Annotated in this window: 22 protein-coding genes; 13 read left to right on the plus strand and 9 right to left on the minus strand. The window is 74.0% G+C overall.

The features are described from left to right. Positions 1-4: 4 nt before the first annotated feature. Positions 5-1,189 carry a pyridoxal phosphate-dependent aminotransferase gene (locus tag ACY1JF_RS10415; RefSeq protein WP_462704735.1) on the minus strand — a complete coding sequence of 395 codons (1,185 nt, stop codon included), beginning with the start codon at positions 1,187-1,189 and terminating at the stop codon, positions 5-7. A gap of 80 nt (positions 1,190-1,269) precedes the next feature. After that, a complete protein-coding gene (locus tag ACY1JF_RS10420) occupies positions 1,270-1,575 on the minus strand; it encodes a WGxxGxxG family protein (RefSeq protein ID WP_462704736.1) in 306 nt (101 codons plus the stop codon). A gap of 341 nt (positions 1,576-1,916) precedes the next feature. Here ACY1JF_RS10420 and ACY1JF_RS10425 point away from each other — a divergent pair, with 341 nt between their 5' ends. The 11 genes from ACY1JF_RS10425 to ACY1JF_RS10475 all read left to right on the plus strand — a co-directional run bounded on the left by ACY1JF_RS10425 (position 1,917) and on the right by ACY1JF_RS10475 (position 12,449). After that, positions 1,917-2,231: a hypothetical protein gene (locus tag ACY1JF_RS10425; protein WP_462704737.1), complete on the plus strand. Its 315-nt coding sequence runs from the start codon at positions 1,917-1,919 to the stop codon at positions 2,229-2,231. A 422-nt stretch (positions 2,232-2,653) separates the two neighbouring features. After that, a complete protein-coding gene (locus ACY1JF_RS10430) occupies positions 2,654-3,298 on the plus strand; it encodes a DUF2617 family protein (protein WP_462704738.1) in 645 nt (214 codons plus the stop codon). A gap of 26 nt (positions 3,299-3,324) precedes the next feature. Continuing rightward, a complete protein-coding gene (locus ACY1JF_RS10435; RefSeq protein ID WP_462704739.1) occupies positions 3,325-4,953 on the plus strand; it encodes a polyamine aminopropyltransferase in 1,629 nt (542 codons plus the stop codon). A gap of 279 nt (positions 4,954-5,232) precedes the next feature. Further along, positions 5,233-6,303: an SRPBCC family protein gene (locus ACY1JF_RS10440; protein ID WP_462704740.1), complete on the plus strand. Its 1,071-nt coding sequence runs from the start codon at positions 5,233-5,235 to the stop codon at positions 6,301-6,303. A gap of 33 nt (positions 6,304-6,336) precedes the next feature. Further along, entirely contained in the window at positions 6,337-7,125 is a 789-nt protein-coding gene (locus tag ACY1JF_RS10445) for an aldose epimerase family protein (protein WP_462704741.1), read from the plus strand. Between the two features lie 10 nt (positions 7,126-7,135). After that, the gene (gene pyrE, locus ACY1JF_RS10450) at positions 7,136-7,684 is read left to right on the plus strand and encodes an orotate phosphoribosyltransferase (protein WP_462704742.1); all 549 of its coding nucleotides are present in this window, start codon (positions 7,136-7,138) and stop codon (positions 7,682-7,684) included. A gap of 102 nt (positions 7,685-7,786) precedes the next feature. Then, positions 7,787-8,818: a class II fructose-bisphosphate aldolase gene (gene fbaA, locus ACY1JF_RS10455; protein WP_462704743.1), complete on the plus strand. Its 1,032-nt coding sequence runs from the start codon at positions 7,787-7,789 to the stop codon at positions 8,816-8,818. A 68-nt stretch (positions 8,819-8,886) separates the two neighbouring features. Next, complete coding sequence (locus tag ACY1JF_RS10460; RefSeq protein WP_462704744.1) at positions 8,887-9,300, plus strand: DUF3151 domain-containing protein; 414 nt, start codon at positions 8,887-8,889, stop codon at positions 9,298-9,300. Positions 9,301-9,448: 148 nt separating this feature from the next. Beyond that, positions 9,449-10,264, plus strand: coding sequence for a tryptophan 2,3-dioxygenase family protein (locus tag ACY1JF_RS10465; protein ID WP_462704745.1), 816 nt, complete (start codon positions 9,449-9,451; stop codon positions 10,262-10,264). After that, the gene (kynU, locus tag ACY1JF_RS10470) at positions 10,257-11,468 is read left to right on the plus strand and encodes a kynureninase (protein ID WP_462704746.1); all 1,212 of its coding nucleotides are present in this window, start codon (positions 10,257-10,259) and stop codon (positions 11,466-11,468) included. Before ACY1JF_RS10465 ends, kynU begins: the two co-directional genes overlap by 8 nt. Positions 11,469-11,573: 105 nt before the next feature. Further along, on the plus strand, positions 11,574-12,449 hold the full coding sequence (locus tag ACY1JF_RS10475; RefSeq protein WP_462704747.1) for an alpha/beta hydrolase: 876 nt from the start codon (positions 11,574-11,576) through the stop codon (positions 12,447-12,449). A gap of 606 nt (positions 12,450-13,055) precedes the next feature. Here the strand turns inward: ACY1JF_RS10475 and ACY1JF_RS10480 are convergent. The 6 genes from ACY1JF_RS10480 to ACY1JF_RS10505 all read right to left on the minus strand — a co-directional run bounded on the left by ACY1JF_RS10480 (position 13,056) and on the right by ACY1JF_RS10505 (position 19,660). Continuing rightward, positions 13,056-13,736: a hypothetical protein gene (locus ACY1JF_RS10480; RefSeq protein ID WP_462704748.1), complete on the minus strand. Its 681-nt coding sequence runs from the start codon at positions 13,734-13,736 to the stop codon at positions 13,056-13,058. Between the two features lie 74 nt (positions 13,737-13,810). Continuing rightward, positions 13,811-15,979: a peptidoglycan recognition protein family protein gene (locus ACY1JF_RS10485; protein ID WP_462704749.1), complete on the minus strand. Its 2,169-nt coding sequence runs from the start codon at positions 15,977-15,979 to the stop codon at positions 13,811-13,813. Between the two features lie 195 nt (positions 15,980-16,174). Then, positions 16,175-16,402, minus strand: a complete 228-nt coding sequence (locus ACY1JF_RS10490; RefSeq protein ID WP_462704750.1) for a hypothetical protein — start codon at positions 16,400-16,402, stop codon at positions 16,175-16,177. 26 nt (positions 16,403-16,428) lie between these two features. Continuing rightward, positions 16,429-17,529, minus strand: a complete 1,101-nt coding sequence (locus ACY1JF_RS10495; protein WP_462704751.1) for a PucR family transcriptional regulator — start codon at positions 17,527-17,529, stop codon at positions 16,429-16,431. Between the two features lie 38 nt (positions 17,530-17,567). After that, the gene (locus ACY1JF_RS10500; RefSeq protein ID WP_462704752.1) at positions 17,568-19,091 is read right to left on the minus strand and encodes a flotillin family protein; all 1,524 of its coding nucleotides are present in this window, start codon (positions 19,089-19,091) and stop codon (positions 17,568-17,570) included. A 47-nt stretch (positions 19,092-19,138) separates the two neighbouring features. Continuing rightward, positions 19,139-19,660 carry a hypothetical protein gene (locus ACY1JF_RS10505; RefSeq protein WP_462704753.1) on the minus strand — a complete coding sequence of 174 codons (522 nt, stop codon included), beginning with the start codon at positions 19,658-19,660 and terminating at the stop codon, positions 19,139-19,141. 269 nt (positions 19,661-19,929) lie between these two features. Here ACY1JF_RS10505 and ACY1JF_RS10510 point away from each other — a divergent pair, with 269 nt between their 5' ends. After that, a complete protein-coding gene (locus tag ACY1JF_RS10510) occupies positions 19,930-21,972 on the plus strand; it encodes an NAD-binding protein (RefSeq protein ID WP_462704888.1) in 2,043 nt (680 codons plus the stop codon). Between the two features lie 393 nt (positions 21,973-22,365). Here ACY1JF_RS10510 and ACY1JF_RS10515 read toward each other — a convergent pair whose 3' ends face one another. Continuing rightward, positions 22,366-24,162 (minus strand): S9 family peptidase, encoded by a 1,797-nt coding sequence (locus ACY1JF_RS10515; protein ID WP_462704754.1) that lies wholly within the window; start codon positions 24,160-24,162, stop codon positions 22,366-22,368. 108 nt (positions 24,163-24,270) lie between these two features. Here ACY1JF_RS10515 and ACY1JF_RS10520 point away from each other — a divergent pair, with 108 nt between their 5' ends. Further along, positions 24,271-25,095 carry an SURF1 family protein gene (locus ACY1JF_RS10520; RefSeq protein ID WP_462704755.1) on the plus strand — a complete coding sequence of 275 codons (825 nt, stop codon included), beginning with the start codon at positions 24,271-24,273 and terminating at the stop codon, positions 25,093-25,095. Positions 25,096-25,127 lie beyond the last annotated feature (32 nt).

Here is a 25,127-nt window from a genome sequence, read left to right on the forward strand (position 1 = left end):
GGCGCTACGCGCGCGGCAGGGCCTTCAGCCGCCGTACCGCGTCCTCCAGGACGGGCACCCGCTTGCAGAACGCGAACCGGACGAACGGGGCGCCCTCCTCGCGGTGGTCGTAGAAGACCGCGTTGGGGACGGCGACCACGCCGGCGCGTTCCGGGAGGGCGCGGCAGAAGGCGAAGCCGTCCTCGTGGCCCAGGGGGCGGATGTCGGTGGTGACGAAGTACGTGCCGACGGGGCGGTGGACGCCGAAGCCCGCCTCCGCGAGGCCCGCCGACAGCAGGTCCCGCTTGGCGGTGAGGTCGTCGCGGAAGGCGGTGAAGTAGGAGTCGGGGAGGGCGAGGGCCTCGGCGACCGCGTACTGGAAGGGGCCCGCCGACACGTACGTCAGGTACTGCTTGGCCGAGCGGACCGCCGTGAGCAGGGCGGGGGCGGCGGTGATCCAGCCGACCTTCCAGCCGGTGAAGGAGAAGGTCTTGCCGCTCGACGAGATGGTGACCGTGCGTTCGCGCATGCCGGGGAAGGACGCCAGCGGGATGTGCTCGGCGTCGTCGTACACCAGGTGCTCGTAGACCTCGTCGGTGATGACCAGGAGGTCGCGCTCGACGGCCAGTTCGGCGATGGCCGCCAGTTCGGGGCGGGTCAGGACGGTGCCCGTCGGGTTGTGCGGGGTGTTGATCAGGAGCAGGCGGGTGCGGTCGGTGACCGCGTCGCGCAGCTCGTCCAGGTCGAGGCGGAACCGTCCCTCGCGCGGGCGCAGGGTGACCGGGACGCGGGTGCCGCCGGCCATCGCGACGCAGGCCGCGTAGGAGTCGTAGTACGGCTCCAGGGCGATCACCTCGTCGCCGGGTTCCACCAGGGCGAGCAGGGACGCGGCGATCGCCTCGGTGGCGCCGGCGGTGACCAGGACCTCCGTGTCGGGGTCGTAGGACAGGCCGTACCAGTGGCGCTGGTGGGCGGCGACGGCGGTGCGCAGCTCCGGGACGCCGGGGCCCGGCGGGTACTGGTTGCCGCGTCCGTCGCGCAGGGCCCGTACCGCCGCCTCCCTGACCTCCTCGGGGCCGTCGGTGTCCGGGAAGCCCTGCCCGAGGTTGATCGCGCCGGTCCGTACGGCCAGGGCGGACATCTCGGCGAAGATCGTCGTCCCGAACTCGGCGAGCCGGCGGTTGAGCGGGGGGCGTGCGTGGGAGGTCATCCGGCCATCCTGCGCCGGAGTCCCGGGCTCTTCAACTCACGGAAGCCGGAGGCGCGGCCCGGCCGGTCCGGGAATCCGGCTCAGGCACGGTCATGGGGGTACGCGCCGCCGGTCCCCGGGCCGCGGTGGGTCCCGGTGTCGTGTGTCTTGCGCCGGCGGGGCATGAGGCCGAGCAGACCGAGCAGACCGAGGAGGCCCCACAGGCCCCAGCCGCCTCCGCTGTCATCGTCGTCGTCGTTGTCGTTCGCCTGCGCCTGCGGCTGGATCTGGGCGGCTTGCACGGTGGTCGTCCGGGACGCCGCCGGCGTCTGTGCTTCCGCGGTGACCGCGGCGGGTCCCGCCAGGAGAGCGGCGGCCAGAAGGGCACCGGTAGTCGTGCGACGCATCGTTCCTCCTTGGATGACCCGCGGACGGGGTCCCGCCATCCATCTCGGATGATGCGGGGGTGTCGCGCAACTCCGGCGTGCGCGGAAGGTCCCGCGAAGGCGCGTCCGGGCCCGTCTCCCGGGCCGCGCGACCGTCCGGGCCATTGGGCCGAACGGGTGAACCGGCCCGCGTGGGGGGCGCCGCTTTCCCGCCTCGGGGCCGTTCGCCGCGGGGCGACCTCAGAAGTTGCTCAACTCCGCTTTGGGGCGCGGTGGCACCGGGCATCTCCGGTGCACGCAACGAGCGGGGCGCCCACGGGGGGTTGCTCATCGGGGTTGCTCAACGGAAGGAGGGTGACGCCATGGTCGTCGGCATCATCCTGGCAGTGGTAATGATCGCGGTCGTGATCGCGGTCGTCGCGCAGGTCGTGGCCGTCACGCGCCGGAGCGCGCGCATCAGTCGTGCACGCGGGCGCAGGCGGGCGTACGACAGCGGGAGCGCGACCGACAGTGGCGGTGGCGGCAGTAACAGTTGGTGGGTGGGCTCGGACGGCGGCTCGTCGTCGGGCGGCGGTCACTCGGGTGGTGACTCCGGCGGTCACTCGGGGGGTCATTCCTGCGGGGGCGGTTCCTCCTGCGGTGGGGGCGGCGGCTGCGGCGGCGGGGGCGGCGACTGACACGGGGCGGTCGAGCCTCCGGAGAAGGGGAGAAGGGGAGAAGGGGAGAAGGGGAGCCGCGTCTCCTCTCCCAGGAGCCTTCCCAGGGTCCCGCACCGGGTCCCGCACCGGGCGTCCGCCGGGCAGTACGCCCGGCGGACGCCTTCGTGTACCGGCGTGCGCCGCACCGGGCAGGGCGCACGCGGGGGTTGAACAAGTGAGCTGTTGAGCCCCCTGAGGGATGGAAATACCACGATGTTGGGTAAAAACGCTGTGGTGCCGCCACTGTTCATGATTCCCTCTCATTCGCCCAAGCAGCCTCTCGGGCGTCCTGCGGCCCCCTCCTGACCGGTCGACCGGGCTGTGACAGGGCCGCACCCCCGGCGCGGCCTGGATACGCGGGACCCTGCCCCTTCTTCCCTGTGCGCTTGCGGAGCCCATCCATGCTCACGACCCTGAACACCGCCTACACCGACACGCGCGTGGCCGACCTCGCCTGGGCCCTCGGGCGGGAGCCGCTGCCGGCTCTGGCCACCCTCGAAGTCGAACTGGCGGACGTCAACGTGCAGTTGAGACTTCTCGGCGCTTCCCACCAGGTGGTCCTGGAAGAGGGTCGGGGCATCTGCTCGGAGACGGTCGCGTGCATCCCGGGCAGCAGGACCCCGCTGCCGCTGGGCGTCGCCAAGCGGGTGGGCGACTGGGAGTACGAGTTCGCCGCCCATGTGGAACTGCTGTCGCCCGACGCGTTCGCGGGCCGCGCCCAGGAACTGCTCGCCCTGGTCTCCGACCATCCGCACGGACTCGTCGGCGTCTTCCCGGGCAGCCCGTACGCCTTCACGGCGCTGCTGGTGCAGGGGCACGTGGGCCAGGTGTCCTGGCGCACCTGGCACGCCTACCCGCAGGAGGGCCGCCTGGTGGTCACCCGGACCAGGCTCGGGATCTGCGCCGAGGCGGCCCGGTGCGGGCGCCCGGAGGGGAGCGTCCGCCTCGGCTCGTGCTGCCCTACGGCCGTTCCGGTGTCCGCGCCGGGTGGACCCGCGGTCCCCGTCGGGAGCGGTGGTTCCACACGTGTGGGTGACGAAGCGTAGCAGTAGAGTAACGTAACGTCACTAGCGTGATCGAACCGCACGCGCCCGCTCCGCCAGGCTCCCCGCCGCCCTGGGGCGGCCCGGGCGGCCCGGTCCGCCACCGCGTCGCCGCGCCGGCCCTGCCCGTGCGGCCGGGGACCGGACGGTCCCTGGTCCTGGCCGGGGTCTTCGTCTGCGCCGCCTGCGGGCTGGTGTACGAACTCGAACTGGTCGCCATCGCCTCCTACCTGACCGGCGACTCCGTCACCCAGGCGTCCATCGTCCTGTCGGTCATGGTGTTCGCGATGGGCATCGGGTCGCTCGTCGCCAAGCGGCTGCGCCGGCTGGGGGCGGCCGGGTTCGGCGCGGTCGAGACCGCCCTCGCCCTCGTCGGCGGGTGCAGCGCCATGATGCTGTACGCCGTGTTCGCCTGGACCGGTGACTGGGGCGGTCTGTGGGCCGACGCGCCCCGGGTCCTGCTGGTCGCCTTCTCGCTCACCATCGGCCTGCTGATCGGCGCCGAGGTGCCGCTGCTGATGGAGCTGATCCAGCGCATCCGCCGCCAGGACGTGGGCGGTGCCGTCGCCGACCTGTTCGCCGCGGACTACACCGGATCGCTCATCGGAGGGCTGGCCTTCCCCTTCCTCCTCCTGCCGTTCCTCGGCCAGTTGGCGGGGGCCCTGGTCACCGGGACCGTCAACGCCGTGGTCGGCGCCGCGCTGGTGCTCGGGCTGTTCCGGCGCGACCTGACCGGCCGGGCCCGCCGGCTGCTGCTGACCGCCAACGTCGCCGTCATCGCCGTCCTCGCCACCAGCGCCGCCCTGGCCGACGACTTCGAGCGGGCCGCCCGGCGCGCGATGTACGGCCAGGACGTCCGGGTGGCCGTGCGCACCGACGTCCAGGAGGTCGTCCTCCTCGGCGACACCGACGGCCACCCCCTCGACCTCTTCCTGGACGGCCGGCTCCGGGTCACCGGCGGGGACGAGCGCCGCTACCACGAGGCGCTGGTCCACCCCGCCATGACCGGCCCCCACGCGCGCGTGCTGATCCTCGGCGGGGGCGACGGACTCGCCGCCCGGGAGGTGCTGCGGCATCCGGGGGTGCGGCGGGTGGAGATCGTCGAGGTGGACGCGGAGCTGACCCGGCTGGCCCGCCGCGACCCCGGCCTGTCCGCGCTCAACGAGCACGCCTACGGCGACCCCCGGGTGCGCGTGACGACGGACGACGCCTTCCGCTGGCTGCGCCGGGCGCCCGTCGAGGCGTACGACGTGGTGGTCTCCGACCTGCCCGATCCGGGCGTCACCGCGGGCACCAAGCTGTACTCGCAGGAGTTCTACGGCTTGGCCCGCAGGGTGCTGGCGCCCGGCGGACGGCTGGTGGTGCACGCCGGGCCGTTCGCCGCGAGTTCCCGGGTGTTCCGCACCGTGGAGTCGACCCTGCGCGCGGCCGGTCTGCGGACCGTCCCCTACCGGGTGACCGGTTCCCCCGCCGGCGACTGGGGCTTCCTCCTCGCCGCCCGCACACCGCCCTCCCTCCGCCTGGACCCGCACGGCCCGCGCCCGGTCACCCTGACCCCCCGCGCGCTGGCCCGCGCCGTCCGCGCCGCCTCCGGCACCCCCGGACCACCGGAGCCGGACCTGCCACCACCGTCGACGCTGGTGCATCCCCGGTACTGATGTCCGCCGGTACGGGGTGCGGTTCCGTGCGTGCGGGGTGCGGTTCCGGTTCGTGCGGGGCGCTGTCGCCGGGCGTACGGGGTGCTGTCCCGGTGCGTGCGGGGCGCTGTCGCCGGGCGTACGGAGTGCGGTTCCGGTGCGTGCGGGGCGCTGTCGCCGTCCGTGCGGGGTGCTGTCCCCGTCGGTACGGGGCGCTGTCCGTACCGACGTCACCCGGCGGTGGGTGACTTCCCGTCGGCCGGGCGTGTTCCCGCCGCCCGCTGGGTAGGCTCGGCTGACATGGAACATGAGGTGTTCGTTCCGGTTCCGGCCGAGCGGCTCAGGGAGGCGCTGGCCGACCCCGCACGGGTCGCCGGCGCGGTGCCCGGGCTTCAGCAGGAGGCCGGCACCGAGCCCGTCACGGGCCGGCTGAAGGTCCGCGTCGGCAGCCACTCCGTCACCTACCGCGGCACCGTGCGGCTCACCGCGCGGGACGACGGCACGTACGCCGCCGAGGGCGAGGCCGTCGAGGCGCGCGGCACGGGCACGGTGACGCTGGCGCTGACGGTGCGGGTCGCCGGCGCGGACGGCGGCGCGGGCGGTGGTGCGGGTGGTGACACGGACGGCGGCGCGGACGGCGGCGCGGACGGCAGTGCGGGCGGTGGCACGGGCGGTGGCGCCACGCTGACGTTCGCCGGGACGGCGACGGTGGCGGGGCGCCTGGCCGAACTGCCGCCGGACGCGGTGACCGCGGCGGTGACGCGGCTGCTGACCCGGTTCGGGGAGAACCTGGGGCAGACCGCACAGCGGGACGACCCGGCCGGGGCGGAGGCGCCCCCTCCCGCCCCCGGGACCGAGGTCCCCCCGCCCTCCCCCCAGGAGCCCGGGATCGCCGCCGAGCCGCCTTCCTCCCCGGAATCCGGGGCCGCCGCCGAGCCGCCTTCCTCCCGGGAATCCGGGACCGAGGTACCTCCGTCCTCCCCCCAGATGCCCGAGTCCGCCGCCGAGCCGCCTTCCCCCCGGGAATCCGGGACCGAGGTCCCCCCGCCCTCCCCCCAGAAGCCCGAGTCCGCCGCCGAGCCCCCCTCCCCCCAGGAACCCCAGGCCGCCGCCGAGCCGTTCCCCGTCGGCTCCGGTGCCGTCGAGCCGCTGCCCGGGCGGCCCCCCGCCGAAGCCGCGCACGCGCGCCGCACGATGATCGGCCGCAGTGCCGAGGAGGTCGACCACGCCCCGCCGCGCGGCCGGTACGCCCCCGTCCCCGCCCCGCCGACGGCCACCACCGCCACCCCGCTGCGCTGGGCCGCCCCCGCCGCCGCGCTGGTCGTCGCCTCGGCCATCGTGGTCGGCCGCGCGCTGCGCCGACGTCGCTGAGGCGGGGACACGCCCGCCCAGTAGGGTCGGAACGTGAGTAACGAAGAGATCACTCTGACCGCGGGCGACGCGGAGGCGACCGTACGACCGGGGAACGGCGGCCGGATCGGTTCGCTCCGGATCGACGGTGCGGAACTGCTCCGCCAGGGCGACCGCTACGGCTGCTTTCCGATGGCCCCCTGGGTCGGCCGCATCCGCGACGGCCGGTTCCGCGACGGCGCCACCGTCCGCCAGATGCCGCTGAACTCCCCGCCGCACGCCATCCACGGCCCGGCCCGCGACGGCGCCTGGGACACCGCCCGGGTCACCGCCGACGAGGCGGTCCTCACGTACGACCTGGGCGACCCCTGGCCCTATCCGGGTCGGATCACCCAGGTGATCGCGCTGGCGCCCGACGCCCTGACGCTCACCCTGGCCGTGGAGACGTACGACTCCTCCTTCCCGGCCCAGCTCGGCTGGCACCCGTGGTTCCGCCGGAACCTGGGGGGAGGCGACGTCGAGATCGCCTTCGACGCCGCCTGGCAGGAGGAGCGCGGCGCCGACCACCTCCCCACCGGCAACCGGATCGACCCCCGCCCCGGCCCCTGGGACGACTGCTTCGGCATGCCCGACGGCGTCGACGTCACCCTCACCTGGCCCGGACACCTGGAGCTGCGGGTGACCAGCCGGGAGCAGTGGGTCGTGGTCTACGACGAGCAGGAGGCCGCCGTCTGCGTGGAGCCGCAGACGGGGCCGCCCGACGGGCTGAACACCCTCCCGCGCCTGGTCACGCCGCTGGAGCCGCTGGAGGCGACGACGACCTGGAGCTGGCGGCGCCTTTAAGCTGGCCACCATGAGTGACGTACGTGGCGCGCTGCTGCAGCAGATCAAGGACAAGGCCGTGGTGCACGGCAAGGTGACGCTCTCCTCCGGCCTGGAGGCGGACTACTACGTCGACCTGCGCCGCATCACGCTGGACGGCGAGGCCGCGCCGCTGGTCGGGCAGGTGCTCCTGGACCTGACCGCCGACCTGGAGTTCGACGCGGTGGGCGGGCTCACCATGGGCGCCGACCCGGTCGCGGCGAGCATGCTGCACGCCGCCGCCGCGCGCGGCCGGCGCCTGGACGCGTTCGTCGTCCGCAAGGCCGCCAAGGCGCACGGCCTGCAGCGCCGCGTCGAGGGCCCGGACATCGCGGGCCGCCGCGTCCTGGTGGTCGAGGACACCTCCACCACCGGCGGCTCCCCGCTCACCGCCGTCGAGGCGGTGCGCGAGGCCGGTGCCGAGGTGGTCGCGGTGGCCACCATCGTCGACCGGGCGACCGGCGCCGCCGAGAAGATCCGGGAAGGGGCGGGCGTGCCGTACCGCTTCGCCTTCTCCAAGGACGAGCTGGGCCTGGACTGAGCCGTCTGGGAAGATGGGGCCGACAATGACGTCGCCCCCAGGTCAGGGCCGTAAGCACGTACGCACGACACAGCCCACCCGCACATATCAAGGAGCGGACTCATGCCCATCGCAACTCCCGAGGTCTACAACGAGATGCTGGACCGGGCGAAGGCGGGGAAGTTCGCCTACCCGGCCATCAACGTGACCTCCTCCCAGACGCTGCACGCGGCCCTGCGCGGTTTCGCGGAGGCGGAGAGCGACGGCATCGTCCAGATCTCGACCGGCGGCGCCGAGTTCCTGGGCGGCCAGCACAACAAGGACATGGTGACCGGCGCGGTCGCGCTGGCCGAGTTCGCGCACATCGTCGCCGAGAAGTACGACGTGAACATCGCGCTGCACACCGACCACTGTCCCAAGGACAAGCTGGACACGTACGTGCGTCCGCTGCTCGCGCTCTCCGCCAAGCGCGTCCAGGCCGGCCTGGGCCCGCTGTTCCAGTCGCACATGTGGGACGGCTCCGCCGAGACCCTGGCCGACAACCTCTCCATCGCCACCGAGCTGCTGGAGCAGGCCCGCGCCGCCAGGATCATCCTCGAGGTCGAGATCACCCCGACCGGCGGCGAGGAGGACGGCGTCTCGCACGAGATCAACGACTCCCTCTACACCACGGTCGACGACGCCCTGCGCACCGCCGAGGCCCTGGGCCTGGGCGAGAAGGGCCGCTACCTGCTCGCCGCGTCCTTCGGCAACGTGCACGGCGTCTACAAGCCGGGCAACGTCGTCCTCCGCCCCGAGCTGCTGAAGGAGCTGAACGAGGGCGTCGCCGCCAAGTACGGGCAGCCCGCCGGCTCCAAGCCCTTCGACTTCGTCTTCCACGGCGGCTCCGGCTCCACCGCCGAGGAGATCGCCACCGCGCTGGACAACGGCGTGGTCAAGATGAACCTCGACACCGACACCCAGTACGCCTTCACGCGCCCCGTCGCCGGCCACATGTTCGCCAACTACGACGGCGTCCTGAAGGTCGACGGCGAGGTCGGCAACAAGAAGACCTACGACCCGCGCACCTGGGGCAAGCTGGCCGAGGCCGGCATGGCCGCGCGCGTCGTGGAGGCCTGCGGCCACCTGCGTTCCGCGGGCACCCGCATCAAGTGACCCCTCCGGCGGTACGGGCCCGGCACCCTCGCGGCGCCGGGCCCCCGTCATGCCGCAGACTGGACCGCATGGCCATTCACGAGAACCTGCTCGGGGGACCGCCCCCGACCCACCTCCCCGACGACCCCGAGCCGCGCGAGCTGCTCGCCGCCGGCACCCCGCCCGCCGAGGTCGCCGCCCGGTACCCGGCGTCCTCGCTGGCCTGGGCGCAGCTCGCCGACGACGCCTTCGAGCGGGGCGGCGTGGTCGAGTCGTACGCGTACGCCCGGACCGGCTACCACCGGGGCCTGGACGCGCTGCGCCGGGGCGGCTGGAAGGGCCACGGTCCCGTGCCGTGGGAGCACGAGCCGAACCGCGGCTTCCTGCGCGCCCTGCACGCCCTCGCCCGCGCCGCGCAGGCGATCGGCGAGAAGGAGGAGTACGAGCGCTGCTCGCAGTTCCTGCGCGACTCCTCGCAGGAGGCGGCCGACGTCCTCGGCTGACCGCGCGCCGATCCCCTTCGGGCCCGTCCCCAGGGGCGGGCCTTGCGCGTACCTGGGACGATTGCGGAAGATGCTGGTTCGGGGACCGGGGCCCCGTGCCGGTAACGGCAGGGCGGACCGCTACCCGGAGTGCCATCAGGAGACAGCAATGTCCCACGACGCCCCGAACCTCGACTTCGCGGGCAGCACGCCGTACGAGGACTACGTCAAGGCGGACGTGCTCACCCATCTCCAGCACACCCTCTCCGACGACCCCGGGGAGATGGTCTTCCTGGTCACCACCCAGGTCATGGAGCTGTGGTTCACCGTCATCGTCCACGAGTGGGAGACCGCGGCCGGCGCCCTGCGCGAGGACCGCACCGACGTGGCGAAGGACGCCCTGAAGCGTTCGGTGCGGGAACTGGAGGCGCTCAACGCCTCCTGGAAGCCCCTCGCGGGGCTCACCCCGGCCCAGTTCAACTCCTACCGCGGCGCCCTCGGCGAGGGGTCCGGCTTCCAGTCGGCCATGTACCGGCGGATGGAGTTCCTGCTCGGCGAGAAGTCCGCGTCCATGCTCGTCCCGCACCGCGGCACCCCCCGCGTCCACGCCGAGCTGGAGAAGGCGCTGCACGAGCCGAGCCTGTACGACGAGGCGGTCCGGCTGCTGGCGCGGCGCGGGTACGCCGTCCCGGAGGCGGTGCTGCGCCGGGACGTCTCCCGGCCCTACGAGCCGTCGCCCGAGGTCGAGGCCGCCTGGGCGGCGGTGTACTCCGGGGACCAGGACGGCGAGCTGGTGCGGCTCGGCGAGGCGCTCAGCGACGTCGCCGAGCTGGTGTGGCGCTGGCGCAACGACCACCTGGTCGCCACCCGCCGGGCGATGGGCGCCAAGACCGGCACCGGCGGCTCCGCCGGGGTGGCCTGGCTGGAGAAGCGGGCCCGCAAGAACGTGTTCCCCGAGCTGTGGACGGCGAGGTCGTATGTCTGAGCTGATGAGCGCCGCGCAGGAGCTGGACGCGGCGGACGGGCTGGCCGGGCTGCGGCAGCGGTTCGTGCTCGGCGACGACGTGGTCTACCTGGACGGCAACTCGCTGGGCGCGCTGCCCGCGCACGTGCCGGACCGCGTCGACGACGTCGTACGGCGGCAGTGGGGCGAGCTGCGCATCCGGTCCTGGGAGGAGAGCGGCTGGTGGACCGCGCCCGAGCGGGTCGGCGACCGGATCGCCCCGCTGCTGGGGGCGGCGCCCGGACAGGTCGTGGTCGGTGACTCCACCAGCGTCAACGTCTTCAAGGCGGTCGTGGCGGCGGTGCGCATGGCGGGAAAGGGGCGGGACGAGATCCTGGTCGACGCCGGAACCTTCCCCACCGACGGGTACATCGCCCAGTCGGCGGCCCGGCTGACGGGGTGCGCGCTGCGGCCGGTGACCCCGGCCGAGGTGCCCGCGGCGCTCGGTGACCGGACCGCCGTCGTGCTGCTCAACCACGTCGACTACCGCACCGGCCGGCTGCACGACCTGCCCGGGCTCACCGCCGCCGCGCACGCGGCGGGGGCGTACGCCGTGTGGGACCTGTGCCACAGCGCGGGCGCGCTGCCGGTCGGGCTGGACGAGCACGGCGTCGACCTGGCCGTCGGCTGCACCTACAAGTACCTGAACGGCGGCCCGGGTTCGCCCGCCTACCTGTACGTGCGCGAGGGGGTGCAGGACCGCTTCGACTCGCCGCTGCCGGGGTGGAACTCGCACGCCGAGCCGTTCGGGATGGCCCCCGCCTACACCCCGGCCGCCGGTGCGGCGCGCGGGCGGGTCGGCACGCCGGACATCCTGTCGCTGCTCGCCCTGGAGGCGGCGCTCGACGTGTGGGACACGGTGCCGGTCGAGGCGGTGCGGGCCAAGTCGCTGGCGCTGACCGACTTCTTCCTGCGCTGCGTCGAGGCGTACGTGCCGGGCGGCCGGGTCGAGAACCTGACGCCGGTCGCGCACGCCGAGCGGGGCAGCCAGGTGGCGCTGCGCTGTGACGGCGCCGGTGACGTGATGAAGGCGCTGATCGCGCGCGGGGTGGTCGGTGACTTCCGGCACCCGGACGTCCTGCGGTTCGGCTTCACGCCGCTGTACGTCGGGTTCGCGGACGTGGAGCGGGCGGCGCGGGTGCTGGGCGAGGTCGTCGCGGGGACCGGTCACCCTCACCCTGCGTGACAACCCCGTGTTCACGCACGTCACGGGCCTGATACCGTCCCGCCAACGGCCGGTCCCGGTTTCCGGGAGGCGGCCAACACCGTTACGCCGCTGAGAGGTTGGAGCATGCCGGAGACCACTGCGGGCAACGACGCGGAGGAGAGGTCCGCCTTCTCGCACCCTGCGGTCGATCCCGACAGCAGCGCCGCGTACGGCGGCCTGCCCGACCAGGTGATCGACTTCTACGCGCCGCGCGGTCCGGGCGGGCCGGGCGGGCCGGCGCCCGTGGTGGTGGCCCTGCACGGGGGTGCCTGGCGGGCTCCGTACGACCGGCAGCACCTCAGTCCGTTCGCGGCCTTCCTCGCCCGCCGCGGGTTCGCCGTGGCCAGCGTCGAGTACCGGCGGGGCGCGGCGGACCCGGGGGCGGCCCAGCAGGGCGTGGCCGGCCGCTGGCCCGACACCCTCGACGACGTGGCCGCCGCCCTCGACGCCCTGCCCGCCCTGGTCAGGGAGCACCTGCCGGACGCCGATCCGCGCCGTACGGTGCTCACCGGGCACTCGGCGGGCGGCCACCTGGCGCTGTGGGCGGCGGCCCGCCACCTGCTGCCCGCCGACGCCCCCTGGCGCACCGACCGGCCCGCGCCGCTGCGGGGCGTCGTCGCCCTCGCCCCGATCGCCGACTTCACGGTCGCCGACAAGCTGGACGTGTGCGGCGGCGCGGTGCGCCAGTTCCTGGGCGGCGACGGCGGCTTCGCGGAACGGATGCCGTACGCCGACCCCGCGCTGCTGCTGCCCACCGGCATCGCCACCACCCTCGTCCAGGGCCGTACCGACGTGGACGTGCCGCAGGAGGTCGCCGAGGCGTACGCCGACGCGGCGGCCAGGGCCGGGGAGGTGGTGGGCGTGACGCTGCTGGAGGACGTCGGCCACTTCCCGCTGATCGACCCGGCGGCGGACGCGTGCGCGGTGGTGGCGGAGGAGATCGCGCAGCTGGCGTGGTGAGTCCGCCGCCGATCCGGCGTACCTTTCCCCGCCGCCTGGGTGCTGTGCGGCGGGTGGGCTTTCCCGTCTGAGCGCTGCGTGGTGGGTGGGCTTTCCCGCCCGGGCGCTGCGTGGTGGGTGGGTTTTCCGGCCTGGGCGCTGCGTGGTGGGTGGGTTTTCCGGCCTGGGCGCTGCGTGGTGGGTGTGCTTCCCGGTGGGACGCCGGTCAGGCGCGAGGCTCCGTGGCTTCCCCGTCCAGTGGGCCCGGCGGCTGGCGGTCCTCTCGCAGGGCCGTGAGGAACACGACGGGGAGCGGGCGCGGGGGCACCTCCGCGCGTCTCCTCCTGCCGCCGTGGCGCGCGGGCCGGACCCGGAGCAGGCATGGGGTGAAGGCGCCGGTACGGCTCCGAACCGGGGGTACGGGACGTGCTGGCCCGGCTTCGCCCACTCGCCGGGGAGGCGCCCTCCACAGGGTTCCTCCAGGGTTCTTGGGGCCTCGGGGGCTCAAGAACCCCGAGGCCCCAAGAACCCCGGGGTCCCAGGATTCCCAGGGGTTCCTCCAGGGTCCCGGGTTCCCGGCCCCGGTTCTCGGTGAACGTGTCCCAGGGGGCCGGGGCGGCGGGGCGGTCAGCCGATGTCGAAGGCCATGTCGGTCACGTACCAGGCGCCGCCCAGCCTGGTGGACTCGATCCTCACGTCCAGCCGGCCCGCGTCCACTCCGGTGGAGTTCGCGATGATGACCTCTTCCAGGGTCCGGCCGTCGACGGTGATCCTGTCGGCGGGGAAGACCGCCTGCTCGGCAAAGGCGCCGGTGGCCTCGGCGACCTCGACCTCCGGGTCCTCGGTGGGCGGGTCGGGGGTGAACGACTCCTTGAACTGACCGATGCTCTCCAGGATCTGCTCGCCCCGCGCCGAGCCCCCGGCACAGGTCTCCTCGCTGCCGGTGGCCGCGGGTGACGAGCCGGTGGCCGGCTCCCCCATCAGCAGGCACGCCTCCTTGGCCTCGCCCTTGACGACCGCGGCCACCCACGCCGCGACCGTCTCCTCGGGGGTCGCCCCTCCGGCAGCGGCCCCCTCGGCGGCCGAGGGGGCCGCCGAGGAGGAGCCCGCCGCCGTGGACGGGGCCGCCGTGGACGAGGCCGCCGTGGACGGGGCCGCCGTGGACGAGGCCGTCGTCGTCGGCCTGTCGTCCCCGGCGGAGGCGGAGGCGGAGTCCGATCCGTCCGAGCAGCCCGCGAGGCCCATGGCCGCCGCTGCCGTGAGCGCGCCCGTGGCCATCCAGCCCGCGCGCCTTCCTCTGTGCGTCATCGACACCTTCCGGCACTCCTCTCCGTCAGCCCGGGAGACGGGAACGGAAGGCGCGCGGTTCGGATCCGCGGGCATCACTTCAGATGGACCAGGCCGTCCGTGGTGATGGTCGGGCGACCGCTGGTGCCGACGACCACGATCTTGACCGTGTGCTTGGCACTGCTCGACCAGGACTTCGTCCAGATTGCCTGGCGGTACTTGGCGGTGGACGACTTCAGATCGACGGTCGCGGCCTTCTTGCCGTCGACGTAGACGTACGCCTGGCCGGAGGACGAGGCGCGCGACACCACCCACGCCGCGGAGCGGCCGGTGAACGTCCAGGTGAGGCTCGCGTTCTTGGCGGAGCTGGAGTACGACTTCCCGCCGAGGTAGCTGGAGGAGGAACGCGTGCTCCAGCTGCCGGACTTCTTGGCGGCGCTCTCCTGGAGGATCACCGGGGTGTAGGAGGGCGAGGAGGCGCGGTAGTTGCCGGCCCAGTCGTACGCCCGCATCGACCAGGTGGCGGCCGAGCCGGACTTGGCGGTCCGCTGGGAGGACGTCGTCGTCGGGCCGAAGGTGGCCGCGGTCGGGGACAGCAGCTTCACCTCGCGCAGCGCGGCGCTGTCGGCGGCCTTCCAGCCGAGGGTGACCGGGACGGCCGTGGTGTCGACGGTGCCGGTGCGCAGGGTCAGCTTCGGGCTGGTGGTGAAGGTCGGCGCGGTGGTGTCCGTGACGGCCTTCTTGGTCCCCGTCGTCGTGGTCCTGCCGGACTGGTGCACCGCCCGTACGGCGACGGTGTGGCTGCCCGCGGCGAGGGTGACGCTCTGGGAGGCCGCGGTGGCCGCGGTGGTGGCGACCGTCTTGCCGTCGACCAGGACCTGGAAGTTCTTGACGAGCGTGCCGGGGGTGGTGGCCGACCAGCGGACGGTGATCTTGCCCTTGGTGTAGTACGTCGAGCCGTTCAGGCCCGTACCGTCGAGCGCGGTGATCTTCAGGTCCTGTACGGGGCCCGCGGCCAGGGTGCGGATGGCCGGCAGCTGGGCGTAGAGGGAGTCGCCGGGGCACTCGGTGTTGTAGCCGTCGCGGTGGGCGGTGATGCGGCCGAAGTCGTACGTGCTGCCCGCGGTGAAGCTCGTGCCGAAGTAGTTCTTCTGGGTCGCGCCCGCGGTGAGCTTGACGGTCGAGGACGGGTCGGCGCCGTACTGGCCGAGCTTCCAGGCCGCCACCCGGGCGATCGAGGTCAGGGCCGCCTGGGGCGCGGCGGTCGAGGTGTAGTCACCGAGTACGGCGATGCCGGTGGACTCGCGGTTGAAGCCGTAGGCGTGCGCGCCGAGGACCGGCAGGTCGATGCCGCCCTTGCGGCCCTCGAAGACGGTGCCGCACTTGTCGACGAGGAAGTTGTAGCCGAGGTCCTTCCAGCCGTTGGTCTGCACGTGGTACGCGTAGATGCCGCGGACGAGGGCGGCCGAGTCGGCGCAGGAGTAGTCGTTGGTGCCGGCCGTGTGGTGGACGAAGACCGCCTTCACGTCCTCGTTGTACTCCGGTCCCTCCGGGCTCATCGACTCGTCGGCGCCCCAGCCCGCGCGGGAGACGACCGGCGGCTGGGGGACGGTGGACGCGGGCGCGGTGGCCGTGGGCGCGGTGGCGGTGGGGTCGGCGGACTCCGTGGCAGTCGGTGCCGTGGCCGTCGGATCCGCAGTCGTCGGCTCCGTGGCCGTCGGCTGCGCGGACGCGTCCGTCGCGAACGCCGCCGGCTCGGTCCTCGTCTCCGCCTCCGTCACCACCCCGGGGTCGACCAGGTTGACCTCGAACCCCTTCGGCAGGCCCGCGTCGGTGGACCCGTCGTCGTGGACGACCTGGACCTCGACGCCGTCGGACGGGCCGGTCCACAGCGGCTCGGACGCGCCGCGCTCCTCCGAGTCCGCCTCGGGGACCTCGACCGGGTCGACGCCCGTCTCCAGGTCCCGCCAGCCGGTCCACGCGCCGCTCCCGGCGTCGCGGGTACGCACCTGGACGCTGCCGTTCAGCTCCCGGTCGGCGTCCGTCCAGGAGACGCCGAGCAGCGAGAACTGCTTGGTCTCCGTGCGCGGCAGCCGCCGCCGGTCGCTCCCGGCGTTCTTCAGCGCCAGGTCGTAGACCCGCACCGGCCGCTTGGCCCGGGTCTCGGGCCCCTCGCCGGCGGACGGGCTGGCGGCGGCGTACGTCACCACACCGCCGCCGCCCAGGACGACCGCGCCGAGCGTCAGCCACGCTCTTCGTTTCATGTTCAGCGGTCTGTACGCGTGCGACGTACGACGACTCACGAGAATGCCCCCCCCCACGGGAAGTCACTGGGATCGCAGGGATCACTGAGATCACTGAGATCACAGGGATAACTGAGATCACAGGGATAACTGGGATCACAGGGATCACTTGAAACACCGGACCGAACAAAACATCGACATCGTACGGCCCGTCGGTCAACCGTTCCCCCGGTACGGCTGAAGATCCTGGTTCGCGAACAGCTGGACGTACCCGCACCGCCGGCGGATCAGGCCGGTCGCCGACCCGTTCGCCCAGGCCGGTTTCATGAATTCCATGCCGGAGCTGTTGAGCAGGACGGGGCGGTCGCGGAAATGTTCGCTGCCGCATATCTGGCAGGTGATCCAGATGTCTCCGACCGCCGCGCGGACCGATTTCTTCGCCACGGGAGCGTTTCTCCCGTCGTGAGCCGTCAGAGGGGATTGGCCGGCCAGCCCAGCAGGCGGGCGCCGATCACCGCGGTCTGCAGGGTGTAGCGGTGGACCGGGTCGGAGGGGTCGGCGCCGGTGATCCGGTGGATGCGTTCCAGGCGGTAGGTGAGGGCGCGCACGCTCAGGGAGAGCCGGCGGGCCGCCTCCGCCGCCACGCAGCCGGAGTCGAAGTACGCGGTGAGCGTGTCGAGGAGCGGCTCGGCGCCGCCGCGGGCCTCGCGCAGCGGGCTGAGGGTGCTGGCCACCAGGTCGGCCATGGCCTGGCGGTCCCGGGTGAGGACGGGGTAGACGAGGAGGTCCGCGGCGCGCAGCACCGGCTCGTCGAGTTCCAGGCGTTCGGCCAGGTCGAGGGTGTTCAGCGCCTCCTCGTAGGACTGGACGACACCGGCGGCGCCGGGCTGGGAGCGGCCGACGGCGACCTGGCCGCCGTCGGTGGCGGTGTGCGCCAGCTTGGCGAAGAAGGTGAGGATCTCCTGCTGGTCGCCGGGGGCGACGCACACCAGGCGCCCGTCCTTGGTGGTGAGGAGTATGCGGCGGTCGCCGAAGCGGCCGATCAGCGCCCGCTCCACCTCCCGGGGGACCGGGTCGCCGTCCTCGTACGCGATGGGGCCGCGCGCCACCGCCACGGCGTGCTCGTAGGCCAGGCGCAGGCCGTAGCGCTCGGCGCGCTCGGCGACCCGGCCCAGGTCGCTGCGGCCGTAGAGCAGGTCGTCGATGAACTCCCGCCGGGCCGCCTCCTCCTGGCGCACGGCCAGCCGCTGGGCCCGCTCGTACCCCTCGGCCAGCGCGTCCACGGCCTGGGTGGCGACGGCCAGCACGCTGTCGGGGGTGACGCCCGGTCCGGTGGGCCAGCCGGCGCGGGTGGCGTCGAGGTGGGCGACGACCAGGTCCCGCAGCTTCAGGCCGGACTCCGCGGCGCGCTCCCCCAGGGCGCGGCGCGAGTCCAGCTCCTCCCGGGTCAGGCGGCGGCCGGTGGCGGCGGCGGACGCGAGGAGGGCCGCGTAGCCCTCGACGTACGCCCGCGCCGCCTGCCGGTCCGCCACCTCCGCCCACCCCCGCCGCACCCGTCCTGACACGTTCATGCCGTCACCGGCGTCTTTCAGGGTACGGGCGGCCACGGTCAGCCGGTGATCTCGACCTTGCCGTGGGGAGCGGCGGGCTCCGGCTCCTCGGCGGTCCTGCGGGAGGTGAGGTCCTTCAGGAGGCCGGCCAGGTCCATGCCGGTCGTGGAGTTGAGGAGTTCCATCCCCTGGGCGACGTTGTCGGCGACCGTGCGGGACAGGCGGCTCGCGCCGTCCGTGGAGATCACCGTCATCTTGTCGACGGCGGACAGCGGCTCGGACGCCTTCGCCACCACCTGCGGCAACACCTCGACCAGCATCTGGAGCACCGCCGCGTCGCCGTACCGGCCGAAGGCGTCGGCCTTCTTCTCCATCGCCTCGGCCTCGGCCGCGCCCTTGGCGCCGATCGCCGCGGCCTCCGCCTCGCCCTCCAGCCGTACCGCCTCCGCGATCGCCGCGCGCCGGGACCGCTCGGCCTCACCCTGCTTGAGGCCCTCGATGGCCTGCGCCTCGGCCAGCGCGCCACGGCGCTGCTTCTCGCCCTCACCGGTCAGCCGCGCCCGCTCGGCCTCCGCCTGGGCGGCGGCGATCCCGGCCGCGCGCTCGGCCTCGGCCTGCTTGACGCGGGCCACCCGGCGGGCCTCGGCCTCCTGCTCGGCCTCGTACCGCTTGGCGTCGGCCGGCTTGCGGACCTCGGTGTCCAACTGGCGGTCCTTCAGTGCCGCCTGGCGCTCGGCGACCTTCTCCTGCTCGGCGAGGATCTCCTGCTGCCGGGCGGCCTCCGCGAGCGGGCCCGCGGCGTTGGCGCGGGCGGACGCCTGGTCGGTCTCGGCCTTGATCTCGGCCTGCTTCAGGTAGAGGGTCCGCTGGGCGACCGCGATCTCCTCCTCGGCCTTCAGCCGGGCCTGCTCGGCCGCGCGCCGCGCCACCGCCTCGGCGATGTCGGCCTCCTGCTTGGCCCGGGCGGCCTCGGGACGGCCGAGGTCCTCCAGGTAGGAGCCCTCGGTGCTGATGTCCTGGATCTGGAAGGCGTCCAGCACCAGGCCCTGCCCGGAGAGGCTGGCCTCCGCCTCCTCCGCCACCTGGCCCGCGAAGGCGGCCCGGTCGCGGATGACGTCCTCCACCGACATCCGGCCGACGATCGCCCGCAGCGCGCCGGACAGCACCTCCTGGGTGAAGCCGACGATGCCGTCCTGCTGCATCAGGAACCGCTGGGCCGCGGCCCGTATCGCGTCCTCGGTGCCGCCGACCTTGACGATGGCGACGCCTTCGAGGTGGGCCTTGACGCCGCGCAGCGTCACCGCGCCGCGCACGGCGACCGGGATGTGCCGCGAGGACAGGTCGAGGGTGAACTTCTGCTGCACGAACGGCACGACGAAGACACCGCCGCCGACCACGACCTTCTGGCCGCTGTTGTCCGTGAACACCCGGCCGGTCTCCGGGTCGGTGGACTTCTTGCCGCGCCGGCCGGTGACGATGAACGCCTCGCTCGGCCCGGCCACCTTGTACCGGCTGACGACGACCAGTGCGAGCAGCACCAGGAGTACGACGACTCCCAGTGCCGCGATCAGGACAGGACTCATGGCTGTGCCCCCGTATCGCGGGAAGTGGTAGTGAGGAAGAAGGGTGTTCAGCTGTCCACCGGGCGGACGACCACCGACGTCGAGGTCGGGGCCGCCTCCACCCACACCCGGGTGCCGCGTGCCACCGGCGCCGCGCTGCGCGCCGCGCACTTGAGGGGCTGGCCGCCGAGGTGCAGCAGGACCTCGCCGAAGCCGTCGGCGGGGATGGCGGTCACCACCTTGCCGGGGGTGCCCAGCAGATGGTCCGCGGTGGGCGTCACGGCGGTCTGGTCCCGCATCAGCGCCCGGCTGAGGCGGTACGTCAGCCAGCCCGCGCCCGCTCCGGCGACGGCCCCGGCGGTGGCGGCTCCCCCGGGGCCCGACCAGCCGCTGCCGAGGACGATGGCGCCGGTGAAACCGGTCATCGACGTGAAACCGGCGAGGACCGGCAGCGACAGCCAGCCGTCGAGCACGCCGCCCAGCGCGCCGTCGAGGGCGCCGTCGAGGGCGCCCTCGAGTACACCGCCGAAGATCAGCGACAGGGCGAGCAGCACGACCCCCGTGATGCCAAGGCCGAGAAACCAGGCCATGCGTGCCGCCCCCTCTCGCCCCGTCGCCGACCTCCGGTGCGACGGATTCTGGCATCCGGCGGCGCGGGCCGTCATTGCCGGATCCCGGCAATGTCACCGTCTCTTCCATGCCGGGCCTTGACGCGTTCTTGACGCCCTTCGCGGAGCGCCCCGGCACCCGGCCGCCCGGTGTGCGTGGTGGCACCACGCGTCCCGAGCAGGCAGTCTGTTCCCTCGTGCCTATGCCTAGCCTTCCGAACCAGAGTCAGCAGGGAACGCCCGCCGCGCACATGGTGGTCTGCGGCGACGACGGGCTGGCGCACCGGCTCGCCGCCGAACTGCGCGGTGTCTACGGCGAGCGGGTCACCCTCGTCGTGCCGCCCTCCGGGCGCCGGGTGCGCCAGCCGGTGGTGGGCCGCGCCCGCGCCGCCTCCGCCGCGCTGCTGGACCTGGTGAACGCGGCCGTCAACCGCACGGGCAACGCCGACGCCGACGCCGGCGCCGGCACCGGCGGCAGCGGGGGAGGGGGCGGTGGTGGCGCCGACGGCGGTGGCGGCGGGGGCCAGGAGATCGAGGCCGGGGAGCCGACCGAGGACGTCCTCGCCGAGGCGGGCGTGGCGCGGGCCGCCGCGCTGGCCCTGGTCTACGACGACGACGAGACCAACATCCGCGCCGCCCTCACCGCCCGCCGGCTCAACCCCCGGCTGCGGCTGGTGCTGCGCCTGTACAACCGGCGTCTCGGCCAGCACATAGAGGCGCTCCTCGACCAGGCCGCCGCGCTGGCCACGGGGCTGGCCACGGGTGAGGCCCGGTCGGCGTCCGGGTTCGACGCCTCCACGACCGTGCTCTCGGACGCCGACACCGCCGCGCCCGCGCTGGCCGCGACCGCGCTGGTCGGCACCAGCAAGGTCGTGGAGACGGACGGGCTGCTGCTGCGCGCGGTGGAACGGCAGCCGCCGCGGCCCGGAGAGGTGGCCGACCCGGGGCTGTGCACGCTGGCGCTGCTCTCCGCGACCAGCAACGACCCCGCCGGGACGGACGGTTCGGAGGGGAGCGGCGACCAGGGGCCGCGGCTGCTGCCCGACGCGGCGGAGGTGGCCCGGGCGACCGGGCGGGGCACCGTCGTGCTGGAGCAGGTGTCGTACTCCGGGCCCGCGCTGCCCGCGCGGGGCGGGGTGGTGCCGCCGTTCGCCTCGCTGTTCTCGCGGCGGCTGCGGTGGTCGATCGCGGGGCTGGCGGCCTGTGTGGTCGCGCTGGCGGTGGCGCTGACGCTGGTGACCGGGGAGCATCCGCTGCACGCCACGTACGTGACGCTGCTCGACCTGTTCGCCATCAACGAGCCGGCGCTGGAGGGGTCGGCCGGGGAGCAGGTGCTGCAACTCCTCACCGGGCTGATGGGGTTGCTGCTGCTGCCGGTGCTGCTGGCCGCGGTGCTGGAGGCGCTGGGCACGCTGCGTACGGCGACGGCGCTGCGGAAGCCGCCGCGCGGGCTCGGCGGGCACGTGGTGCTGCTGGGACTCGGCAAGATCGGTACGCGGGTGCTGACCCGGTTGCGGGAGCTGCACATCCCGGTGGTGTGCGTGGAGTCCGATCCCGAGGCGCGCGGCATGGCGACGGCGCGGCGGCTGCGGGTGCCGGTGGTGCTGGGAGACGTCACGCAGGAGGGGGTGCTGGAGGCGGCGAAGATCCACCGGGCGCACGCGCTGCTGGCGCTGACCAGTGTGGACACGACCAACCTGGAGGCGGTGCTGTACGCCCGGTCGGTACGGGCCGACCTGCGGGTGGTGCTGCGGCTGTACGACGACGACTTCGCGACGGCGGTGTACCGGACGCTGCGCGCGGCGCATCCCGGCGCGCTGACGCGGAGCCGGAGCGTGACGCACCTGGCGGCGCCGGCGTTCGCCGGGGCGATGATGGGGCGGCAGATCCTGGGGGCGATCCCGGTCGAGCGGCGGGTGCTGCTGTTCGCGGCGGTGCGGGTGGCGGGGCATCCGCAGCTGGAGGGGCGGACGGTGGGGGAGGCGTTCCGGGCCGGCGCGTGGCGGGTGCTGGCGCTGGACACGGAGGCCTCCGACGGCCAGGGGGCGGGGGACGCCCAGGGGGCGGGGGCGGACGCCCCGGAGCCGGGGCCGGGGGCAGGGCCGGGGCCGGGGTCGAGGTCGGGGGCCGGGTCAGGGTCGAGGTCGGGGGCTGGTGCCGGTGCGGGGCTGGTGTGGGACCTGCCCGATACGTATGTGCTGCGGGGGTCGGACCGGGTGGTGCTGGCGGCCACTCGGCGGGGACTGGCGGACTTGCTGGGGCGGCGGGGGGCGCGGCGGGGGGCGGACGTGTAGGGCTGGGCGCCCTCACGCACCTCCTCCAGGGGGCTCAGCCCCCTGGCCGCCGGCCTGCCCGCCCACCACGCACGCGGCTCGGTCCGCCGAGAGGTCCCCCGACGAGCCGCGGCAGCCGCCACGCGCGACCCGGCCCTTCGACAGGCTCCCTTCAGAGCCCTGAGGACCCTCGGGACCCTCAAGTCACTTGGAACCCTCAAGGCACTCGGGCCCCGAAGTCACTCGGGGCCTTCAGGGCACTTGGGACCCTCGGGGTACTCGGGACCCTCGGGGTACTCGGGACCCTCGGGGTACTCGGGACCCTCGGGGTACTCGGGACCCCGAAGTCACTCGGGGCCCCGAAGTCACTCGGGGCCCTCGGGGCCCTCAGGGCACTCAGGACCCCGAAGCCACTCAGGGCCGGGGCAAGTGCCGTTCCGCGAAGTCCAGTTCCAGCTTGAGCTGCTTGATGCGTTCGTCGACCACCAGCGAGCCGTGACCGGCGTCGTAGCGGTAGACCTCGTGGACGGCTCCTCTGGCCTCCAGGCGCTTGACGTAGTTGTCGATCTGGCGGATCGGGCAGCGGGGGTCGTTGACACCCGCCGAGATGTAGACCGGCACCTTCACGTCGTCGACGTACGTCAGGGGGGAGGACGCCTCGAAGCGGTCGGGGACCTCCTCCGGGGTGCCGCCCAGCAGCGTGCGGTCGAGGGCCTTCAGCGCCTCCATCTCGTCGTGGTACGCGGTGACGTAGTCGGCGACCGGGACCGCCGCGATGCCCAGCGCCCAGGCGTCCGGCTGGGTGCCGACGCCGAGCAGCGTGAGGTAGCCGCCCCAGGAGCCGCCGGTGAGGATCAGCCGGGCGGGGTCGGCGAGGCCGGAGGCGATCGCCCACTCGCGGACCGCGGCGATGTCCTCCAGCTCGATGAGGCCGACCCGGTGCTTCAGGGCGTCCGTCCAGGCACGGCCGTAACCGGTGGAGCCCCGGTAGTTGACCCGGACCACCGCGTAGCCGTGGTCGACCCAGGCCGCCGGGCCCGCGGCGAAGGAGTCGCTGTCGTGGTACGTCGGGCCGCCGTGGATGTCGAAGACCGTCGGCAGCGGGCCGCTCGCGCCCGCCGGCTTCTGCACCAGGGCGTGGACGCGCCCGCCGGGGCCCTCCACCCACACGTCCTCCACCGGCACCGAGCCCGGCGACTTCATGCCCGGGGGGTCCAGGACGACGCGGCCGGAGGTGGAGCGGACCGCCGGGGGCTCGGCGGCCGAGGACCACAGGTACTCCACGCTGCCGTCGGGGCGGGCCGTCGCCCCCGAGACCGTGCCGGCCGGGGTCGGGATCTCGATCAGCTCGCGCGCCGCCAGGTCGTAGCGGAACAGCTCGCTGCGGGCCTCGAAGCTGTGCGCGATCAGCAGGCCCGAGCCGTCGGGGAACCACTCGGCGCTCACGTCGCCCGGCAGCTCCAGCGCGAGGTCGGTCTCCTCGCCCGTCACCACGTCCCAGACCAGCGGCTCCCAGCGGCCCCGCCGCTGGTGCCCGATGAGCAGGCGGGTGTCGCCGTCGACGGGGGCGAAGCCCAGCACCTCCAGGCCCAGCTCCTCGGTGCCGCCCTTGGTGTCGTCCAGCTCGGCGACCCGCGTGCCGTCGGGGCGCAGCACGCGCAGCGCCGAGTGCATCGCGTCGCCGTGCTCGGTGTGCTCCACGGCGATCAGCGAACCGTCGTGGGAGAGGTCGCCGACGCCCGCCGACTCGCGGTGCCGGTAGATCTCCACCGGGGCGTCGTCACCGCGCGCCAGGTGGATCGTCGTACCGTCCTCGTCCGTGGAGCGGCCGATCACCGCCGTGCGGCCGTCGCGGCCGAGGGCGAGGCCCGCCGGGTAGGAGGGGGCGAGGCCCGGCACCGCCGGCTCGTCCTCGCCGCCCGTGAAGGGCTGGCGGCGCCAGACGCCGAACTCGTCGCCGTCCTTGTCGTCGAACCACCAGATCCACGCGCCGTCCGGCGAGAGCACTCCGTCCGTCGTGCCGTTGGGACGGTCGGTGGCCTGCCGCTGCTCACCGGTGGACCGGTCCCAGGCGTACAGCTCGTACGTCCCCGTCACGTTCGACACGAACAGGGAGCGGTCCGGCGCGTCCTCCGCCCAGTCCGGCAGGGACACCCTCGGCGCCCGGAACCGCTTCTCCCAGTCGGGCATGGACCCGTTGCTCTCACTCATGGCCCCATACTGCCCGGCCGGACGGACTTCGCGCAGATCCGGCCCCCAGCCTGTGGACAACTCCGACCCCGCGGCCGGTTCGCGCGTCTGGACCCGTACCGTTGAGGCGTGTACCGGTTCCTGCTGACGCCCCGCTGGTGGGGGATCAACGTCTTCGTCGTGCTCGCGATCCCGTTCTGCGTCTTCATGGGCTCCTGGCAGCTGAGCCGGTTCGAGGACCGGGTCGACGACCACCACGCCGCGGACCGGCTGGCCGAGTCGGCCCAGACCCAGGCCGCCCGGCCGCTGGCCGACCTGCTGCCGGTGGACAAGGCGACCGTCAACCACCGGACCACCGTCACCGGCCGCTACGCCGACCAGCTCCTCGTCCCCGACCGCGCCCTGGACGACCGCGAGGGCTACTACGTCCTGACGATGCTGCGCACCGACTCCGGCCAGGCGCTGCCCGTCGTACGCGGCTGGCTGCCCGGTGAAGCGGACCCGGCGAAGGCCCCGGCCCCGCCCACCGGCGAGGTCACGGTCACCGGCGCGCTCCAGGCGTCCGAGACACCGGGCGACAACGGGGTCAGCGCCCGCGGCGGCCTCCCCGACGGCCAGACCGCCGTGATCAGCGCGGCCTCGCTGGTGAACCTCGTGCCGTACGACGTGTACGACGCCTACGTCACCCTCGACAAGGGCGACTCCGGGATGCGGGCCGTGCCACTGAGCCAGGCACAGGACTCCGGCCTGGACCTGAAGGCGTTCCAGAACCTCGGCTACACCGCCGAGTGGTTCGCGTTCGTGGGCTTCGTGGTCTTCATGTGGTTCCGGCTGCTGCGCCGCGAGGTGGAGCTGGCCCGGGACGCGGAGCTGGGGCTGGCCCCGGCGGACCAGCCCGCACCGGACGGGCCGGAAGCCGACGAGCAGCGCACACAGCCCGCGGGGACCCTCTAGGCACCGGCCCGGTACCGGCGGCCTACGGAAAA

The organism is Streptomyces sp. SYSU D01066-1 (assembly GCF_054956795.1).